The sequence below is a fragment of the Citrobacter telavivensis genome (genome assembly GCF_041807075.1).
Lineage (GTDB): Bacteria > Pseudomonadota > Gammaproteobacteria > Enterobacterales > Enterobacteriaceae > Citrobacter_A > Citrobacter_A telavivensis.
This window is the reverse complement of the sequence record NZ_JBGUBF010000002.1, coordinates 218019-238843: the sequence shown is the minus strand read 5'-3', so window position 1 is coordinate 238843 and position 20825 is coordinate 218019. Positions and strand designations below refer to the sequence as shown.

The window sequence follows — 20825 nt, the reverse complement described above, 5'->3', positions numbered from 1 at the left end:
GTGTGGCACTGCGCCATAACGGAATTGCATTAGGAATAACGGAATGTGTGCTCATACTTTTATATTCGTCCGAAAAGACACTCGTCATCTGCGGACGGTAATGTTCATGACTTTTATTTTAGTGCGATTTTGACGCGATATATTCCGGGGGAAATCATTCCCCCGGAATAGTGCATTACATAATCACTAACTGATGGTTTGCCAGCAGAGTGGCAAGGTCGGTTTGTACACCGTTCAGGGTAACCACATTGGTGGACGAGAAGTTACCGCCCGCCCCATCGAGATCCACATGGATTTCAGTGTTGCTGCCGTTCTGCACCACGCGGACGTAGTCCTCGATGTTCCCTGCCTGGGCATCCAGCGTCGCAACGCTATTCACATAGCTCGCGGCGCCGCTACCGGTGTAGCCGCTGCCGGACAGAAGTTCGCGCAGGTCGATACGGTCAGTATCTGCAGTCCCTTCCCAGGTACCGATGGTAAAGCCATTTACAACATCGCTGCCGTTGCCGCCCGTGGCGTCTGAGGCAGTGATCAACTTGTACAACAGGGTATCCTGGCCGCCGTTACCAATATTGAAGGTATCGTCGCCACCGCGACCTTCGAAGAAGTTTTCTGTCGCGTTGCCAGTAAACACATCGTTGCCGTTGCCGCCGGCAATCCCTTCCACATTCACGAACTGCGCGTTACCGAAACCGGTATTCTGCATTCCGGTGTTGCTCAGATCGATGTTCAGCGCGGAACTTCCCGCCAGTTCATAGTCGACAATGTCCATCCCACCCTGTGCGGTCCAGACGTCGGCATCAGACACTACGCGGCTACCGCCGCCGCCGTTATAAACGTGCGTTCCTGCCGTGGCATACAGCGTATCGTTGTAGCCGGTTCCGACAATACCCGTGGTGTTCGTCCCGTCCGTCGCTGCCGTGGCGCTGTTCGTCGCCGAGGCACCGTCTTCTGCGGTCAGCGTGTACGCGTGGTTCTTCTCAACCGCTTTCAGGCCACCCCAGGCGGCGTTGACGTTCTCGATGGTATTCGACACGCCGGAGGAGTCGAAATTCACCGAGGAGACGCCGCCATAGTCCTTACCGCTAGCCAGCAGTACTGCGCTGTACGACTTGCTCGCATCCAGTCCGTAGAAGTAGACCATGCCGGACGAGTCGTTCATGTTCACGCCGCCCTGCGGGTTAATGACCTGCGAGCTGACCACCTTGCCGGTACTTTCATCAATGAGCAGCACCGTGTTGCCATAGAAGGCGTTAATGCCGTTCGCATCCGAAATACGCAGGATAATGCTGGTTCCGTCAGCGATAGTGCTGTTGTTGGTGATGTATTCCGTTTTACCGCCTGCGGCACGGAAGACCACCAGATCCTTGTCGCCGTCGTAATCCAGATCCAGCGTCAGCGCACCGGTAGTGATGTTAGTGCTGCCCTGGTTTGCTCCAGTTAAAAGGGTCTGTGACGTCCAGTCGACCTGATTGCTGCCATTCACACCGTTATTGGTCCACAACAGACCGATGTTGTTGGTATTGGTGGCAACCGTTGAACCTGCTGCACCGGCAATTTCGATCAAATCCATCTTGCCGTCGCCGTTCCAGTCCACTGCCAGCGACGTCATACTGTTAACGCTGTCGCCCAACGTCTGCACGTTCGATCCGGCGCCCATGCCGTTTGCGGCTGAAGTTAACTTACCTGTACCGTCGTTATAGAAGATGGCGCTGGTGGCATTCCCCTGACCGGTCAGACCGCCAACAAACAGATCCATATAACCGTCGCCGTTTAAGTCGGACCAGGTCATGGTGGTGTAGTAGTTGGTCGTCGCACTGTCACCGTTAAACACACCCGTCACCACCTGGGTGTTGGTGAGCGTCATATTGCCATTACTATCCACGCCGTTGGTCACGACGACCAGACGACTGCTCGAAGTACTTGATCCTCCCGCCGAAGTGGTATTCGAGCCAGATGTACCGTGATAGGTGATGTCGACATAGCCATCGTTGTTCAGATCGACACCTGAAACCTCGCGGTCTGGGGTAGCATTGTTGCTGTTCGTCGATGCCACACCATCTTGTGTGGTGCTCGAGTTCACATAGGCACCCGTCTTATCAAATCCGGCAATTGTCCCGTCGGTATTGATCACAAACCCGGTGTCGTAGCCACCTCGCCCCTCAGAATCGTTCGGCGTTTCATCGCCGTACACCATATCAATATAGCCATCGCCATTGATATCGACGCCCATTGCGCCGCCGTACCAGCCGTAGACGTTACCGTTAGGATCGTTAGTTTGCCCTGATACGCCATAGGCACCCACCTGGAAGGAGGTATAGGTCCCATCTTCGTTGTATTTGAACGACTGCTGACCGTTCGCATAGCCGGTGTCCGCCCCCAGAATATCCATCAGACCGTCGCGGTCAAAATCGACAAACGACGACTGCTGCTGTTTGTCCGGACCGCTAATTGCCACCGAATCAAACGACCCTAACGTCGTGGAATCGGTCGCGTTCTGGGTAAACACCGTCGAGTTGCTGAGGATGCGCCATGTGCCATCTTCACTCATCGTCAGCGCCGTTCCGGTATCTTCAGAAGAGGCCGCCGTTGACGTAAAGGAGATTGACGGCGTTGCGGCGACCGTCAGCTCGTTGCTGCTGTCATCTTTGGTAATTTCCGTGCCGTCCGCTTTATAAAGGACGGCTTTCACCTCGTACGTTCCCAGCGCCAGCGCATCGCTGTCAGGGATCTGCACGTACCAGGTACTGTTTTTCGGATCAATCACCACCGCGCCATTGCGCGAGCTGTACACCACGTTGTTGACCGTCACTTCCACGTACTCACCCGGAAGGATTTCAAAATCAACGCTGCCCGTAATGATTGGCGTGGTATCCAGCGTGCTTTGGGTATCGGCATACATCACCAGATCAACGGTGAAATCAAACACCGGAGAGTGCGTCCCTTCGTTACCGGCGGCATCAACCACCACCGCGTAGAACTCCCCTTTTTCACCATCGACCAGCGGGACGTTCAGTTGATACGTCCAGTCTGTGCCATTCACATCAGCTTCGCCCAACAGCGTGCCGTCGGCGCTGTAAATACGTACCCGTTCACCGGTTTGCAGCGTGGTCGACAGGGTGCCGTTCAGCACTGGCGTACGATCATCCGTGGTCGTACCGGAGGCAAAATCACCCCGAGAAGAGGCCACATCATCGGTGTAGCTGACGATCGTTGCCGTCGTCGCCGACGGGGTCAGGTCAACCGTCACGATCTGATCGTTGGTCGCCCCGACGTTTCCGGCGACATCCACCACACGGACCTGATAAGTGTGATCGCCTTCCACTAGCGTACGTGAATCCACATACGACCAGTCGGTGCCATTCACGATGATATCCTGCCAGGTCACCCCGTTATCGATGCTGATCTGCACGCGATCGCCTGCCGCCAACGGCGCAGCAATAGAACCTTTGATCGTCAGCGATGTGTCATTGGTCAGCCAGTCTGTGCTGCTGTAGCCCGTATCCGTAGAGATGCTGTCGATACTGACGGTAATGGCGCTATCCGGCGGCGTCAGATCGACCGTCACCTGCTGGTGCGCGGTCGAGCCAATGTTGCCCGCGATATCAATCACGCGCACCCAGTAGTCATAAGTCCCTTCAGCCAGCGTACGACCATCATCGAAGAACCAGTTATTGCCAATCACCGTCACGTTCTGCCAGGTTGCGCCGCCGTCCAGACTGATCTGCACGATTTCGCCCGGGGCCAGCGTCGCGCCCAGAGACCCCTGCAGACTGAGCGACGTATCTTTAGTGATAAAGTCGCTGCTGCTCAGACCGCTGTCGTCAGAGATGCTGTCGAACACGATCGTTTTGCTGGCGTCCGGCACTTGCGTGTCGATAGTGACCGTCTGGCTGGTAGTCGCACTGACGTTACCCGCGTCGTCAATCACCCGCAGTTGGTAAACATAATCACCGTCGGCAAGCGTACGTCCATCCGCGTAAGACCATGTCTGCCCGCTTACGCTGACGTCAATCCATGTGAGCCCGCCATCAAGGCTTATCTGCACATGTTCGCCGCTGGCAAGAACCGCATTCAGTGAACCGTGCAGGGCAAGCTGATTATCGTGCGTGATGAAGTCGCTGGTCGACAGACCGGTATCCTGAGTAATGGAATCGACGGAAATCAACGTGACTGCCGGTGGCGTTGTATCCACCCGGATCGCCTGACTGTCGAGCGACCCAACGTTGCCTGCGGCATCAATCACACGTACCAGATACTGATATGAACCATCCGCCAGGGTACGCCCATCGGCATACGACCAGGAGGTACCATTCACCACCAGGTCAATCCAGGTTGCGCCGCCGTCAAGGCTTACCTGCGCGGTTTCACCGCTTCCCAGAGGGGCGGAAAGTGACCCCTCAAGCACGACCTGATTCGTGTTGGTCACAAAATCGCTGGCGCTGAGGCCACTGTCACCTTGTACCGAATCGATAGAGATTGTCTGGCCGGGCGCGGTCAAATCAACGTTAACCACATGCATCGAATTGCTGCTGTTGCCGATGGCATTGCTGACTTCTGCATTCACAATGTACGCGGTGCCATCCACCAGAGCGGCAACGTCAGTACTGCTGACTACGCAGCTCCACTGACCATTACTGTCCACGACGGCTGTATATGTCTGGCCGTTCAGCGTGATCGTGACCATCTGACCCGCCGGCGCGTTCGTCGTCCCGCTAATCGTCAGCGGTACGCCGTGTTCCGCAGCATTGATCACATCATCCATACTGAGCGTATCAATCGTAATTGTCGGAACTTCACGACTCAGCGTAACGTCATGATTGATATCAACGGTGTTACCCGCCTTATCGTTCACGGTTGCCTTGATAGTGTAATCACCATCCGGCAAGCCGTTGAAACCACTCGCTGGAACCAGTACCGACCAGTTTCCGCTGGCATCAACAAGTGCCTGATAGAGATGACCGTTAAAGGTCACCGTCACGATACTCCCCTGCCCTGCATCGGAGGTCCCGCTGATGGTCTGCCCGGCCTGTTGTTCTGCCGTGTTGACCACATCATCAAACGCGACCGTATTAAGGGTAATAACCGGTGGAGTGGTATCGACTGTCACCGTCACAGAAGACACCGCTCCGCCCATATTACCGGCGTCATCAACAACCTTAACCTGCCAGGTGTGATCCCCATCTGCCAGTACGCGTGGATCCGTAAAGCTCCAGCCTGTGCCGTTCACGATTGCTTCAACCCACGTAGCACCGCCATCGACACTGATCATTAAATGCTCGTCGCCGCGCAGGGCGTTGCTAAGCGAGCCCTGAATAGTCAACGTGGTATCACTGGTAATAAAATCGCTGCCTGAAACACCGGTATCATTTGACACGCTGTCAAACTGGATCGTCGGCCAGCTGACGTCATTATCAACAGTCACCCTTTGAGACGTTGTCGCCCCAACGTTGCCCGCCGCATCAACCACGCGCAGCATATAGAGATAGTCACCATCCGCCAGGATACGGTTATCGTCGTAATGCCATTGCGTCCCGGTAACCGTCGTGGTAATCCATGTCACCCCATTATCCAGGCTAATCTGCACAACTTCGCCCGCTACCAGAGGGGCACCCAATGTCCCTTCAAGCGTGAAGACGCGCGATTGGGTCAGGAAATCATTGTTATCCGCCCCCGTATCGGAGGAGATGCGGTCAACGGTCACGGTGGTCGCGGCATCCGGCGGAGTCAGATCGACTGTCACCTGCTGGTGCGCAGTCTCACCGACGTTGCCCGCCGTATCCATCACGCGCACCCAGTAGTCATAAGTTCCTTCCGCCAGCGTACGGCCATCATCAAAGGTCCAGCTATTACCAATCACCGTCACGTTCTGCCACGTCGCGCCGCCGTCGAGGCTGATTTGTACGGTTTCATCTGCCGCCAGCGACGCCCCCAGCGTACCTTTCAGGCTGAGCGAGGTATCATTAGTCAAGAAGTCGGTATTGCTCAGGCCACTGTCGTCAGTAATGCTGTCAAAAGTGATTGTTTTGCTGGCGTCCGGTGCCTGCATATCAATGGTCACCGTCTGGCTGGTGGTCGCACTGACGTTACCCGCATCGTCAATCACACGCAGTTGGTAAACGTAATCACCGTCGGCAAGCGTGCGTCCATCCGCATAAGACCAGCTCTGACCGCTCACGCTGACGTCAATCCAGGTATTCCCACCATCAAGGCTTATCTGCACATGTTCACCGCTGGCCAGCGGCGCGTTTAACGAGCCCTGTACGGTAAGTTGGTTGTCGCTGGTAATGAAATCACTTGTCGAGATCCCTGAATCCTGAGTAATGGAATCGACGGAAATCAACGTCACTGCCGGTGGGGTCGTATCCACGACCACCGTCTGGCTGATGACCGCGCCAACGTTGCCCGCGGCATCAATCACACGCACCAGATACTGATATGAACCATCCGCCAGGGTACGCCCATCGGCATACGACCAGGAGGTACCATTCACCACCAGGTCAATCCAGGTTGCGCCGCCGTCAAGGCTGATTTGCGCGGTTTCACCGGTAGCAAGCGTTGTTGAAAGTGAACCATCGAGCACAATCTGGTTATCGCTGGTGATGAAGTCGGAGGCACTCAGCCCCGTATCATTCTGCACCGCCACGATAGTGATGATCTGCGCCGGTGCGGTCAGATCCACGTTGATCGAATGATCGTCACTGGCGCTATTGCCAATGGCGTTGCTGACCTCCGCATGCACCGTGTAAGCCGTGCCATCTGCCAGCGCGGCAACGTCGGCGCTGCCCACAACGCAGCTCCACTGACCGTTGCTGTCCACGACGGCTGTATATGTCTGGCCGTTCAGCGTGATCGTGACCGTCTGACCCGCCGGGGCAGTGGTCGTCCCGCTGAGGATCAGCGATGTCCCGTGCTCTGCAGCATTAATGATGTCATCGGTGCTGAGCGTATTGATGGTAATCGTCGGAGCATCACCGTTCAGCGTCACGTCGTGGCTGGTATCACCCGCGTTGCCCGCCATATCGTTCACCGTGGCGGTGATGGTGTAATTTCCATCCACCAGACCATTGAAATCCGTTGCCGGCACAAAGACCGACCAGTTTCCGCTGGCATCCACCGTGGCCTGATAGGAATGACCGTTAAAGGTCACCGTTACCGTTTGACCCGGTTCTGCGGTTGTCGTACCGCTAATGGTTTGTCCGGCTCGCTGCTCCCCAGTATTCACGATATCGTCGCTTGCCACGGTATCAATCGTGATAAGCGGTGCCGTGGTATCGACCGTCACGTTATGCGTTGTCTGGCTTTCATTGCCCGCCTTATCGCTGACGGTGGCCGTCACAATCAACGCACCCTCACTGAGTCCAGCCAGATCCGCTGCCGGAACGGTAACGCTCCAGGTACCATCGGCGGCGACAACGGCAGTCCAGGACTGACCGCCTGCTGTGATGGTCACCACCTGACCCGGCTCTGCACTGGTGTTGCCCTGAATAGTCAGAGGCTGCTGCTGTTCGGCAGCGTTGAGCACATCGTCTGCGGAGATTGTGTTGATAGTGACAACCGGAGCAGAGGTATCCACCGAGACCAGAGAGGAGGCCGACGCACTGTTGCCAGCGCTGTCCTGCGCCGTCACAGAGACGGTATAACGCTGGCCGTCGCCAAGCTGCGCCACATCGGCTGCTGGTACGGTCACGGTCCAGGTGCCGTTCGCCTGTACGGTCGCGGTGTAACTCTGTCCGTTCAGCATCACCGTGACGATCGTACCTGCAGGCAACTGACCGCTGGTTCCACTGATGATGAGATGACTCCCCGCTTCCAGCGCGTTGATCACGTCATCGACGGCAATGGTATCCACTGCCAGCGTGACGGTTGCGGTATTAACCTCCACATCGTGGGTCGCGGAGCCGCTGTTGCCGGCCGCGTTCGTTACGGTCACGGCGATGGTGGTGGTGCCGTCGTTCAGGGCGCTGATGTCCGCGGCCGGCACGCCGACGCTCCAGTTGCCCGCCGCGTCCACCACCGTGGTGTAGTTTTTGCCGTTCACGGTCACGGTGACCGCATCACCCGCCGCCGCCCCGCTGGCGGAGCCGCTGATGATCTGGGTCTGGCCGTGCTCGGTACGGTTGATGATGTCGTCGGACGCCACGGTGCTGATGGTCACCACCGGTGACGTGGTATCAACCGTCAGGGCATGGCTCGCCGAGCCGGTGTTGCCGGCCGCGTCAGAGACCGTGGCGGTAACACTGCCGGTGGTCAGGACACCGGCTTCTGCGGCCGGAACGGTGACGCTCCAGCTGCCGTTCGCCTGTACCAGCGCCGTGTAATCGTTGCCGTTAATGGTCACGGTCACCGTCTGACCGGCCGGTGCGGTGGTGGTCCCGGTAATGACCAGGTCCGCCTGTGCTTCAGTGGCGTTGAGGATATCGTCCGCCGCGAGGGTGCTGATGGTGATGACCGGCGCGGTGGTGTCGATGCTGTAGTCGTGGGTCGCCGACGCGCTGTTGCCGGCGGCATTGCTCACACTCACCTCCACGCGGGCGCTGCCGTCGGTCAGACCGGACAGGTCCGCAGACGGTACGGTCAGGGTCCACTCGCCGTTGTTATCCACCGTCGCGGTGTACGGTCTGCCGTTAAACATCACTGTTACTGTCTGACCGGCTTCCACGTTCGTGGTCGTGCCGGAGAGCACCAGGTCCGCGCCCTGCTCGGCGGCGTTAATCACGTCGTCAGCGGTCACGCTGTTAAGGGTGACGGACGGTGCCGCAGTGTCCACGGTCACATCGTGGGTCGCGGAGCCGCTGTTGCCTGCCGCGTTCGTCACGGTCACGGCGATGGTGGTGGTGCCGTCGTTCAGGGCGCTGATGTCCGCTGCCGGCACGCCGACGCTCCAGTTGCCCGCCGCGTCCACCACCGTGGTGTAGTTTTTGCCGTTCACGGTCACGGTGACCGTATCACCCGCCGCCGCGCCGCTGGCGGAGCCGCTGACGATCTGGGTCTGGCCGTGTTCGGCACGGTTGATGATGTCGTCGGACGCCACGGTGCTGATGGTCACCACCGGTGACGTGGTGTCGACCGTCAGGGCATGGCTCGCCGAGCCGGTGTTCCCGGCCGCGTCAGAGACCGTGGCGGTAACACTGCCGGTGGTCAGGGCACCGGCTGCCGCTGCCGGGACGGTGACGCTCCAGCTGCCGTTCGCCTGTACCAGCGCCGTGTAATCGTTGCCGTTAATGGTCACGGTGACGGTCTGACCGGCCGGCGCGGTGGTGGTCCCGGTAATGACCAGGTCCGCCTGTGCTTCAGTGGCGTTGAGGATATCGTCCGCCGCGAGGGTGCTGATGGTGATGACCGGCGCGGTGGTGTCGACGCTGTAGTCGTGGGTCGCCGACGCGCTGTTGCCAGCGGCATTGCTCACACTCACCTCCACGCGGGCGCTGCCGTCGGTCAGACCGGACAGGTCCGCAGACGGTACGGTCAGGGTCCACTCGCCGTTCGCCTGCACCTGCGCGGTATAGGTCTGGCCATTCAGGGTCACGGTGACCAGTTGACCGGCTTCCACGTTCGTGGTCGTCCCGGAGAGCACCAGGTCCGCGCCCTGTTCGGCGGCGTTAATCACGTCGTCGGCGGTCACGCTGCTGACGGTGACGGACGGTGCCGCAGTGTCCACGGTCACATCGTGGGTCGCGGAGCCGCTGTTGCCGGCCGCGTTCGTCACGGTCACGGCGATGGTGGTGGTGCCGTCGTTCAGGGCGCTGATGTCCGCTGCCGGCACGCCGACGCTCCAGTTGCCCGCCGCGTCCACCACCGTGGTGTAGTTTTTGCCGTTCACGGTCACGGTGACCGTATCACCCGCCGCCGCGCCGCTGGCGGAGCCGCTGACGATCTGGGTCTGGCCGTGTTCGGCACGGTTGATGATGTCGTCGGACGCCACGGTGCTGATGGTCACCACCGGTGACGTGGTGTCGACCGTCAGGGCATGGCTCGCCGAGCCGGTGTTCCCGGCCGCGTCAGAGACCGTGGCGGTAACACTGCCGGTGGTCAGGGCACCGGCTGCCGCTGCCGGGACGGTGACGCTCCAGCTGCCGTTCGCCTGTACCAGCGCCGTGTAATCGTTGCCGTTAATGGTCACGGTGACGGTCTGACCGGCCGGCGCGGTGGTGGTCCCGGTAATGACCAGGTCCGCCTGTGCTTCAGTGGCGTTGAGGATATCGTCCGCCGCGAGGGTGCTGATGGTGATGACCGGCGCGGTGGTGTCGACGCTGTAGTCGTGGGTCGCCGACGCGCTGTTGCCAGCGGCATTGCTCACACTCACCTCCACGCGGGCGCTGCCGTCGGTCAGACCGGACAGGTCCGCAGACGGTACGGTCAGGGTCCACTCGCCGTTCGCCTGCACCTGCGCGGTATAGGTCTGGCCATTCAGGGTCACGGTGACCAGTTGACCGGCTTCCACGTTCGTGGTCGTCCCGGAGAGCACCAGGTCCGCGCCCTGTTCGGCGGCGTTAATCACGTCGTCGGCGGTCACGCTGCTGACGGTGACGGACGGTGCCGCAGTGTCCACGGTCACATCGTGGGTCGCGGAGCCGCTGTTGCCGGCCGCGTTCGTCACGGTCACGGCGATGGTGGTGGTGCCGTCGTTCAGGGCGCTGATGTCCGCGGCCGGCACGCCGACGCTCCAGTTGCCCGCCGCGTCCACCACCGTGGTGTAGTTTTTGCCGTTCACGGTCACGGTGACCGCATCACCCGCCGCCGCCCCGCTGGCGGAGCCGCTGATGATCTGGGTCTGGCCGTGCTCGGCACGGTTGATGATGTCGTCGGACGCCACGGTGCTGATGGTCACCACCGGTGACGTGGTGTCGACCGTCAGGGCATGGCTCGCCGAACCGGTGTTGCCGGCCGCATCAGAGACCGTGGCGGTAACACTGCCGGTGGTCAGGGCACCGGCTGCCGCTGCCGGAACGGTGACGCTCCAGCTGCCGTTCGCCTGTACCAGCGCCGTGTAGTCGTTGCCGTTAATGGTCACGGTGACGGTCTGACCGGCCGGTGCGGTGGTGGTCCCGGTAATGACCAGGTCTGCCTGTGCTTCCGTGGCGTTGAGGATATCGTCCGCCGCGAGGGTGCTGATGGTGATGACCGGCGCGGTGGTGTCGACACTGTAGTCGTGGGTCGCCGACGCGCTGTTGCCGGCGGCATTGCTGACGCTGGCCTCCACGCGGGCACTGCCGTCGGTCAGACCGGACAGGTCCGCAGACGGTACGGTCAGGGTCCACTCGCCGTTCGCCTGCACCTGCGCGGTATAGGTCTGGCCATTCAGGATCACGGTGACCAGCTGACCGGCTTCCACGTTCGTGGTCGTGCCGGAGAGCACCAGGTCCGCGCCCTGCTCGGCGGCGTTAATCACGTCGTCGGCGGTCACGCTGTTAAGGGTGACGGACGGTGCCGCAGTGTCCACGGTCACATCGTGGGTCGCGGAGCCGCTGTTGCCGGCCGCGTTCGTCACGGTCACGGCGATGGTGGTGATGCCGTCGTTCAGGGCGCTGATGTCCGCTGCCGGGACGCCGACGCTCCAGTTGCCCGCCGCGTCCACCACCGTGGTGTAGGTTTTGCCGTTCACGGTCACGGTGACCGCATCACCCGCCGCCGCGCCGCTGGCGGAGCCGCTAATGATCTGGGTCTGGCCGTGCTCGGTACGGTTGATGATGTCGTCGGCTGCCACGGTGCTGATGGTCACCACCGGTGACGTGGTGTCGACCGTCAGGGCATGGCTCGCCGAACCGGTGTTGCCGGCCGCGTCAGAGACCGTGGCGGTAACCGTGCCGGTGGTCAGTACGCCAGCGACGGCCATGATGGAATAGACGCTCCCCGTCGGAACGGTCACGCTCCAGGTACCGTTCGCCTGTACCAGCGCGGTGTAGCTGTTGCCGTTAATCATCACGGTCACCGTCTGACCGGCTGGCGCCGTGGTGGTCCCGCTGATGACCAGGTCCGCCTGTGCTTCAGTGGCGTTAAGGATATCGTCAGCGGCAATGGTATTGATCGTAATCAATGGCGCAGAGGTATCCAGAGTGACGGTACGACCCGCATCGGCCGTGTTACCACTGACATTGGTGACGCTAACGCTGATCTGTTCGCGGCTGTCGGTCAGTGATGCAATGGCCGAAGGCGGCACGGTCACACTCCATGAACCATCGGTCTGAACCAGCGCAGTAAAGGTCTGACCGGCGAACTTCACCACTACCGTCTGACCCGCTTCAACGCCCTGAGTCTGACCAGAAATCAGCAGGTCGCTCCCTTTTTCGGCGCTATTGATAAGATCATCGGTGGAGACGGTATCAATGGAGATCGCGACAGGATCCAAATCGAGTTCGACCTGGTGGTCAACCGTCACCGTGTTTGCCCAGGCATCCTGTGCGCTGGCATTCACCACCACCTGGCCTGCGGTCCAGCTTTGCAGATCCGCAGCCGGTACCCCAATCTGCCAGTTACCGCTACTATCAACGACCGTCTGGTAAGTCACGTTATTGATAGTCACGTTGACCGTCGTACCTGCCGCCAGATGGCTGCTGCTCCCGGTGACCACCAAATCCCGATGTTGTTCGATGGCGTTAATAATGTCGTCGCCAGAGAGGGTATTGATACGCAGGCCAGGCAACGACGCGTTGATGTTGATATCGCGATCGCCGGTACCGGTGTTGCCGTGGCTGTTCGTTACAGAAGCGGTAAAGGTCAGATCACCATCACCAAAGCTGTTCAGGTCGCTCGCCGGAATGGTTACTTTCCAGCTCAAATCATTTTCTACGGTGGCGGTATAATGCTTGCCGCCCACCATGATGGAAACCGTGTCGCCTGCTGCGGCATTTGTCACGCGACCGCTTAAGATTTGATCGCTATTGGCTTCGGTGTTGTTCACCAGGTTGTCCGTGGCGAAATTATTGATAATCACCTGCGGCAGCGTCGTGTCGACAAGGAATGATGCGGTGGTCGTCCCACTGTTGCCAATGGAATCTGTCCCGCTGACGGTCACGTTATAAATTGTGTTCGCCAGATTCAGCACGTCAGAAACCGGCACCTGAACAGACCAGGTACCGTTATTGACCGTCGTGGTGTAGGCGATATTGTTGAGCATCACGGTCACCGTGCTGCCGTCAGCCAGGGTGCTGGTGCCGCTGAGGGTCAGCGGTTGCATAGACTCCTGCGCATTCAGCACGTTATCAACACTGATAGGGTCCACGGTGATCCCAACAGCCATGCTGTTGAGCGTCACATCATGAGTCGCGGTGCTGGTATTGCCTGCCGCATCCGTCACGGTCACCGTGATCGTATGCTGGCCGTTACTCATGGCATTGAACACCGACGCCGGAACGCCGACGCTCCAGCTACCGTCCGCTTGTACAACGCCGGTAAAGGTCTGGTTACCAAACTGAACGGTGATAACGTCGCCAGGCGCGGCACCATTCGCCATCCCCGAGATCAGTTGTGCGACATCCTGTTCATCGTCATTCAGTATGTTATCGCCTGCAACAGTGTTGACCGTCAGAATCGGCGCCGTGGTATCAACGGTCACTAATTCAGAAATGTTTGTCGCGTTTCCGGCTTTATCGTTTACCGATACCGTCAGGGAGTGGTTACCGTCCGCCAGCGCCTGCACATCAGCCGCATCCAGCGTCATAGACCAGGTGCCATCGGCTGCCACGGTCGCCGTGTACGTTTTGCCATTGAACATCAACGTTACCGTCTGCCCGGCTTCAGCCGTGGTTTTCCCGCTCAAAACCAGAGACGCGTTATGCTCAGCGGCGTTAATAATCTGGTCGATGGCGATGTTGTCCATCGACAGCAGCGGTGGCTGAGTATCTACCGTAATAACCTGGCTGCCCGATACCGCATTACCCGCCGCATTTTGTCCGCTAACCGCGACGGTCCAACTGCCGTCTGCCAGCGCGTTCGCATCGGCGGCCAGCACGTTAACCTGCCATTCGCCGTTTGCACCCACGGTGGTGACGTACGTTTTACCGTTCAGCGTTACCGTCAGTGTTGTGCCCTGTGCCAAATGGCTGCTGGCACCAGAAAGTGTAAAACCAGCGGACTGTTCACTGGCATTAACGATGTTATCGCCGGCGGTGGTTGCCAGCGTCAATGTGGCAATGGTGGTATCTACATTGATCGTAATGCTACCGGCGGAAGTGGTGTCGTTGCCGTTGATCTGCACAACAGACCAGGTGTGAGTCCCGTCGGTCTGCACTGGCAGCAGCACGGTCCACACGCCATTGGCATCCACCATCGTACTGGCAATGGTGTTGCCGTGGCTGTCTTTAATCTGAATGGTGGCGCCCGGATGACCCGTCCCGCTGAAGGTTGGGGTGTTGTCATCGGTCGTGTCATTGGCTGACAGTCCGCCCTGTTTGTCCCCTTTCTTATCGGTGACCATATACGTCGGCGTATTTTTGGTGTTATCAACCACTTCGGTTTGGGTTTCAGTGACGGTTTTGGTTTTACCGCTATCACCATTAGCCAGCAGTGCGCCAATTGCACCGCCACCCAGTCCTGCCCCCGCGAGCCACGCCCACGGGAAATCATTATCGTCGCTGGCCGCTTCCGCCATCAGAGGCTCAAGGCTGTCGACAGGCGTCGCGTGCGCCGTCAGTTCCACGGCATCAAGGCTGGCGACATCGCCAGTCTCGTCAAACGTCACATGTGTCAGGCCCGTTTCATCGCTGAATACCAGCTCGGAGTGCAATTTTGACTCCGGCTCTTCAGTGAAATAGCCACTGCAACGGATCACGCTGCCATCTTTCATGTAAATCAGCAGGTCATTACCCTGGCGGACATAACGCGCCACATCCTGAGCGGAACCCAGGATTTCAATGATGGATGCACCAGAGACAGCTACGGAAAGGTTGCCTTCGCCGGACAGTACGGTTTTCTTTGCGGTGTGACGATTAATAATGTTTGCGGTTTTTAAGGTATTCATCATCTGGCTCATAAGGTCAGTTAATCAGTAATAGCCGTCCGGTGTTTTCCCGGAGAGAGTCGGTTGAGTGGGGTTCGCGTCGCTACTGAAGATCAGGCAACTTTTTCGACGCCTGTTTTTCTATCCCGATCAGGGGCAGCAGGTTGTCGATCGCCGTCGCGTAACTGATAGCCGCATTCCAGCCATCAAATTCAGCGTTGATTCGTGAAGACTCCGCCTGCCAGACGTCTTGTTCGACGCTCAATAGGTCATTGATACTTTTCTTGCTCAGGGTGTATTCCTGCTTATAAACGCGACGGGTTTGTTCGGCGTTGACCAGTTGGAACTTGCCGGCATCTTCACGGCCTCGTGCACCTTTCCAGTCCGCCATCGCCGCAGAGGCTTTTTGCAGAATCTCGTAACGCACCTGATCCACTTCGGAGGCGGCCATCGCTTTCGCGCCTTCTGCCTGGTCAACACGAGCGGAGACTGCCCCCCCCTGATACAGCGGCGCATCCACACTTAGCTGGATTTGGTCGTCCCAGTAACCGCGGTTGTCTGACTCATAACGAGTACGACCCGCTTTCAGGCTCACCGTCGGCATATGCTGTGCTTTTGCGCGCTCGACGCCGTGTTGTGCGGAGGTCACCATTGCCCGTGCCGCGAGTACCGAGGGGATCTTCGCGTAGTCGATGTTTTCAACAGTGACTTGTTTAACTTCAAGGTTTTCAGGCAGGCGGGCATAACGGTTAGCACTGACACCCGTTTGTACGGCGAGGACCGCTTTCGCTTTCTGCAGCGCGGCGGAGTACTGCTCCAGCGTGGCGTGCATTCCGGCAATACGGGTCTGCGTTTGCAAATCGTCTGAAGTCGAACTCAAACCTGCACTGGCGCGAAGTTGCGCCAGATGCTGAATTTTCTCCAGCGCGACGATATTCTCGCGTGCGGCGTCAACCAATGCGCTATAGCGTTTTACTTCAACGTAGCCCAGCGCCGCTTTTGACGCGACATCAGACAGCGTACTCATCAGTTGATAGCGATAGCTTTCGTACTGGGCTTCTGACTGGGCAATCGCGCTGTTGGTTTTACCGAAGTCATAAACTAACTGTGTGACGCTAATGCCCCATGCAGCGGAGTTATTGAGAGAACCGCTGGAATCCGTGGTCTTATTTTGACCGGTGCTGGCGGTTAAACCAATTTGTGGCATCCAGCCGCTTTTCGCTTCATCGGTCATTGCCTGGCCAATACCCATTTGTGCGGCCTGGCTGCTTACCGAAGGGTCACGATCAAAAGCAAATAAAATACTTTCTTTCAGATTCGTTTCTTCGACATTGGCTAATGCGGCGAAACATGGCGTTGTGGCTACCCAGAGAGAAAGAGCCAGAGTAACCCATGTAAAAACAATACGAGTGCTCAAAACAAATATCCTAAAAATATAATGACGATTTTCGGTTATACCAGGCAACCGTATTACATCCGCCAGGAAGAATACGGGGTAAACATACCTGTAATGAGATATACAATTATCAATGTGCTATTGCAGACCTGATATCCAATTTTTCCGGTTCACGCCATCCTGAGCGACAATCACGCTCACACTGATAATGATATATATATTCCAGAGTTGACCTGTTTAGAAAACGCTATTATTAGCGTGCTTTCTTTTCCTTTCGCAGAGCCTAAAAATGACACTTACCCGGGTATTCGCAGTAAGCGTTATCAGGAATGCGGACATCACTGGATAGGGAATATTCTGAGTATTACGACGAGGAGTGGAAAGCAAAAAAAGCTTAATTCATCTTAAATGATTGCCAGATGTTAGCACTGTCAATAATTAACAATTAAAACAACAAGTTAAGAAACATAAAAAATATCTTAAACACTTTGAAATCGCACAACCTGTACAAAAAAAAGACACAAATGTGTTTTTAAGAGGCAAAAACGAGCAATAAGTGTGACTAATAGCACAAAAATAGCATGGGTATTAGTACAAATATAAAACAATAAAAGATCAATTAATAAACAATTAGATCACCAAATAAAAACAAAGAAAAAATAACGGTCACTGTTTTAAATAAAAGGTCAATCACAATTTCACGATTCCGGCACATCTTAACAAATTCCCGTCATTCTCTGTAAAATATAATAAGCAGGAGAATATTTTATTTTCTTAAATAGCTTTCACATTGATACCCTCCGATGCGCTTACATTTTTCATCGCCAGACTTCCAGCACTACCGAACCAAAGTTATTCCAGTACATCCCCGAAATATCATTTGCAAAGACCACTAACTCACCGCTGCGGGGCGCAATCCAGCCGTTATTTAGTCGGGCACCGTCACCAATCACAAACATGGTATCGGTTGATTTATCGATAGTGCCAATTAAGGTAAACCAGGTCGCAGGTTCGTGGCGGCAACGCAGCCAGATTCGGGCAAAATTAAGATAGTCGGCGGTATAACCGTTCGCGTCGCAGCAATGGTTCATATCGCACCACTTACCGGTCACACGAAAAAAATACCTGACCCCCTGCTCAACAAACAGATCCGTTTCAACCCATTTGTCGCGTGAGCGAATTTGGGTTCGCTTCACCCGTCGTGAAGCCAGTGGCGGAACGTACATTCGATCAACCATACATCATCACCTTTGCGCAAACACAGTTATGCAGGCCGCAGAAGGCCGTCCGTATAGAACGATGACGAACTGGCGGGGGTAACACTAATTTTTATGAACTCTGCGCCCGCGCTCCATAACAGGAAAGTCGTAGTCTGTACGTGCAGCGTCATACCTTTCATTGACCTGCCGCGATCGCGCCTACAGATGCTCCGTCCATTTACTGAACCGCGACTGGGATTGCCCCCAGGCATTGATGGCACGGCCATCCGGTAGCCAGCGCTCGGGTTCGTGGGCCAGGCGACCGAGGACATACTGTTGTCGCATGGCACAGGCCCCATCGGGATAGAACTGTTCACTCTGTTGATGACGCAGGCCGTCCTGCCACTGTTCACGCATCTGCATCTGCATCTGCCCGGACGGATAAAAGCAGCGGCATTCGCCGTGCAGTTGCCCTTCCCGCCAGTGCTCTTCACGGATCAACACGCCCTCTTCGCTAAAGTAGCGCGCCACCCCCTGCAATCTGCCGTGATGATATTCCTGCTGCATCGCCAGTTGGCCATTAGGATGCCAGCTTTCGGTGACGCCGTGCAGAACGCCCTGCTGATAGTGCATCGCTATCAGCCGACGCCCATGCTCCTCAATACGCATCTCGCCACTGAGCTGGCCGTCCGTCAGGCCAGCCTGTAGCCGGGTGGTGTCCTGCTGATAGTCCAGTCGTTCGCTCATTAGTTGATCTTCACTAACCCGCCCTTGAGCGTCAGCATTCCGCCGCCCTCCAGGGTCTGTGTCGCGCTGGCTTTGCTGGTCAGCGTGGCTTTCGCCTCCTGATTAATCGTTGCCGCTTTCTGAGTGAGCGAACTCTTCGCTTCGCTGGCAATACTGGTAGCGTCAAGATTCAGGTTCGTGGCCGCACTGGCTTTCAGATCCGCCCCGCTCTTCACCGTCAGCGTTTTACCGCTTTCCAGCGTGAGCGTACCACTGACCTTAATCGTCAGATTGCCGTCGACGTTCAGCGTGTAGTTGCCCTTCACTTTGTGCGTCTCATTGCCGTCCACCGCGTGTTCCTGATCGCCTTTCACCGTCACGCTACGCTTATCTTTGACCGTCAGCGTATCGCTACCCTTTTCAATGTTGACCACCCGGTTGCCCTTCTTCAGCGTGACGGTTTCATTGCCCTCTTCAACGGTGCGCGTACGGTCGTTTTTCACGCTCTGAATGTCATCGTGGCCGACTGTCGTGTTACTGTCGTTCAGCACGATAAGCTGAAAGTCCTTTTGCGCCTGCATCGCCAGCAGTTCGGCATCCTTTTTGTCGTCGAAACGCAGTTCGTTAAAGCCTGCTTTGCTTTGCGTTTTAACGCCAGACTGGGTCTGATTCGCCGGAAGCGGATAGGGCAGCGCGTTGACGCCGTTATAGACGCAGCCGGTGACGAGCGGTTTATCCGGCTCGCCGTCGATAAAGCTCACCACGACCTCCTGGCCGACGCGGGGGATAAACTGTGTACCGAAGCCGTTGCCGCTCCAGGCGGTCGCCACCCGCAGCCAGCAGGAGCTGGTTTCATCACGTTTGCCTTCCCGATCCCACGCAAACTGTACTTTTACCCTGCCGAGTTTATCGGTCCAGATCTCCTCTTCCTGCTTGCCGACCACCGTTGCCGTTTGCGTGTGCATAAACGGTTTCGGCGTGCTGCTTTGCGGTCGATAGAGCGTGGCTTTTGGGATGGCGGTAAAGCGGTTGCGGTAGTGCTCACCGTCGTAGTCGTGGGTGACGGCGGTGACCAGCCAGTCGGTATTCAGCGTCTTATCATCATGATCGGTCAGGGTAAACCAGTGGCCCGCGGTTAACGTCGCGCAGTCGCTTTCGCCTACCAGTTGCTTCGCCTGCGACGTCAGGGCGTTGACCTTCCACGCCGCCAGCGCGTCACCGTCGGCTTTGACGCTAAACCGCCCTGGATGCTGATAATGCACCCCGCCTTTCTTCTCTCCCGCCTGCGAAAAGAGCGCGGCCTTCGGCTGCTCGTAGTTGAAATCGCTGGTCTGAAATCCTTGCGCGGTAGCTTGCATACGCAATGCCGCCGAGCGAATCGCCCCGGCTTCCCGCTCACCGCTCTGCGCCGCCAGATACTTCACCTTTTTCTCGCCGGGGATGGATGGAAACGCGCTGTTGTCATCCGCCAGCACCAGCGTGTGTGTGCCTGCTGCGTGGGTAAAGAACCAGAAAATTCCCTCCTGTTCCAGCAGCCGCGACACAAAATTAAAATCGCTCTCGTTGTATTGCAGGCAGTACTCGCGCTTTGCCGGTGTGGTTTTGAGCTGAAATGTGTAGTCAGTAAAGCCGCCGACCTTAAACACCTTCTCGACAATTTCCTGCGCGCTGAGGTTCTGAAAGACGCGATTATGGCTGGAAAGCGTCAGCCACCACAGCCAGGGACGCAGCACAAACTGATAGCAGTCGGCGTTACGCGTCGCGGGCAGTTGGTGAATCTCCGCAATCAGCCCGTCATAGTCGGCGTTGTTGATGGTGGCGGTAAGATGGGTCGCCAGCGCGGTATCAAGCGTTAACGGCGCAGAGGTGGTTACGGTAACCGTGGCGATGGTCAGGCCGTTAAGTTGAGAATCGGTTTGCAAGGTTGAGGCGGTTAGGCCAGTTAGCTTCGCGGTGAGTTTGAGGATGGTAGTGTCGGGCATGGGAAATTCCTTTTTAGTGCCTTTTTCATATAATAAAAAGATAAATGTTTTTAATATAAAGTCATAATTTATTACTAATAGGTATGGTGAATCTTCCTGGGAATACCGTAGAAAACGGAGAGTCTTGCTTTCTTGTATTACATGACATGCACATAAACTGTAGGTTTTCCAAATCATTATACCAGGCGTTCTCTGAACTTATTGTATTTAACTGTTTAATTGAACTCGTTTCCCGCCCAAAAGTAGAGTACGAAATTGTTTTTTCTTGTATATAACCAATACCGCCATGAACGACTCCAGTCATTGAATTTATTTTATTATGTGAAACGTTTAAAGAATAAAAAGACAATGCACATTCAGAAATAAATTTATGTCCATATGATACAAATGGAAGTATATGGTCTAAATGCATACAGCACATGGGTAATTTTCTTCCGCAACCCGCACAAGTGCTGTAAAATTCCGAGCCAGCACCAAAATCATTCGTCCCATCAGAAAATTTCAAACTTGTAGTTACTGCTGATCTCGTTGCTGCCCAACTAAACCGTCCTTGCTCATCAACTAGAAGTTTCATATTATTTATC

6 protein-coding genes are annotated in these 20825 nt (G+C 56.7%); all 6 read right to left on the bottom strand.

The genetic code is table 11. The features are described 5' to 3' along the window. Positions 1-175: 175 nt before the first annotated feature. Complete coding sequence (locus ACERJC_RS12220) at positions 176-14959, bottom strand: Ig-like domain-containing protein (RefSeq protein WP_373671966.1); 14784 nt, start codon at positions 14957-14959, stop codon at positions 176-178. Between the two features lie 82 nt (positions 14960-15041). Next, positions 15042-16355: a TolC family outer membrane protein gene (locus ACERJC_RS12215; protein WP_373671795.1), complete on the bottom strand. Its 1314-nt coding sequence runs from the start codon at positions 16353-16355 to the stop codon at positions 15042-15044. Between the two features lie 797 nt (positions 16356-17152). Next, positions 17153-17572, bottom strand: coding sequence for a hypothetical protein (locus tag ACERJC_RS12210; RefSeq protein WP_235922362.1), 420 nt, complete (start codon positions 17570-17572; stop codon positions 17153-17155). A gap of 180 nt (positions 17573-17752) precedes the next feature. After that, entirely contained in the window at positions 17753-18280 is a 528-nt protein-coding gene (locus tag ACERJC_RS12205) for a toxin-antitoxin system YwqK family antitoxin (RefSeq protein WP_373671794.1), read from the bottom strand. Beyond that, the gene (locus ACERJC_RS12200; protein ID WP_373671793.1) at positions 18280-20241 is read right to left on the bottom strand and encodes a type VI secretion system Vgr family protein; all 1962 of its coding nucleotides are present in this window, start codon (positions 20239-20241) and stop codon (positions 18280-18282) included. Before ACERJC_RS12200 ends, ACERJC_RS12205 begins: the two co-directional genes overlap by 1 nt. Positions 20242-20302: 61 nt before the next feature. After that, positions 20303-20815: a hypothetical protein gene (locus ACERJC_RS12195; protein ID WP_373671792.1), complete on the bottom strand. Its 513-nt coding sequence runs from the start codon at positions 20813-20815 to the stop codon at positions 20303-20305. Positions 20816-20825: the final 10 nt, after the last annotated feature.

Bases quoted from the DNA above. Each gene is read 5' to 3' on its own strand.
- ACERJC_RS12205 (WP_373671794.1), bottom strand. From the start codon at position 18,280: ATGAGCGAACGACTGGACTATCAGCAGGACACCACCCGGCTACAGGCT.
- ACERJC_RS12210 (WP_235922362.1), bottom strand. From the start codon at position 17,572: ATGGTTGATCGAATGTACGTTCCGCCACTGGCTTCACGACGGGTGAAG.
- ACERJC_RS12195 (WP_373671792.1), bottom strand. From the start codon at position 20,815: ATGAAACTTCTAGTTGATGAGCAAGGACGGTTTAGTTGGGCAGCAACG.
- ACERJC_RS12220 (WP_373671966.1), bottom strand. From the start codon at position 14,959: ATGAATACCTTAAAAACCGCAAACATTATTAATCGTCACACCGCAAAG.
- ACERJC_RS12200 (WP_373671793.1), bottom strand. From the start codon at position 20,241: ATGCCCGACACTACCATCCTCAAACTCACCGCGAAGCTAACTGGCCTA.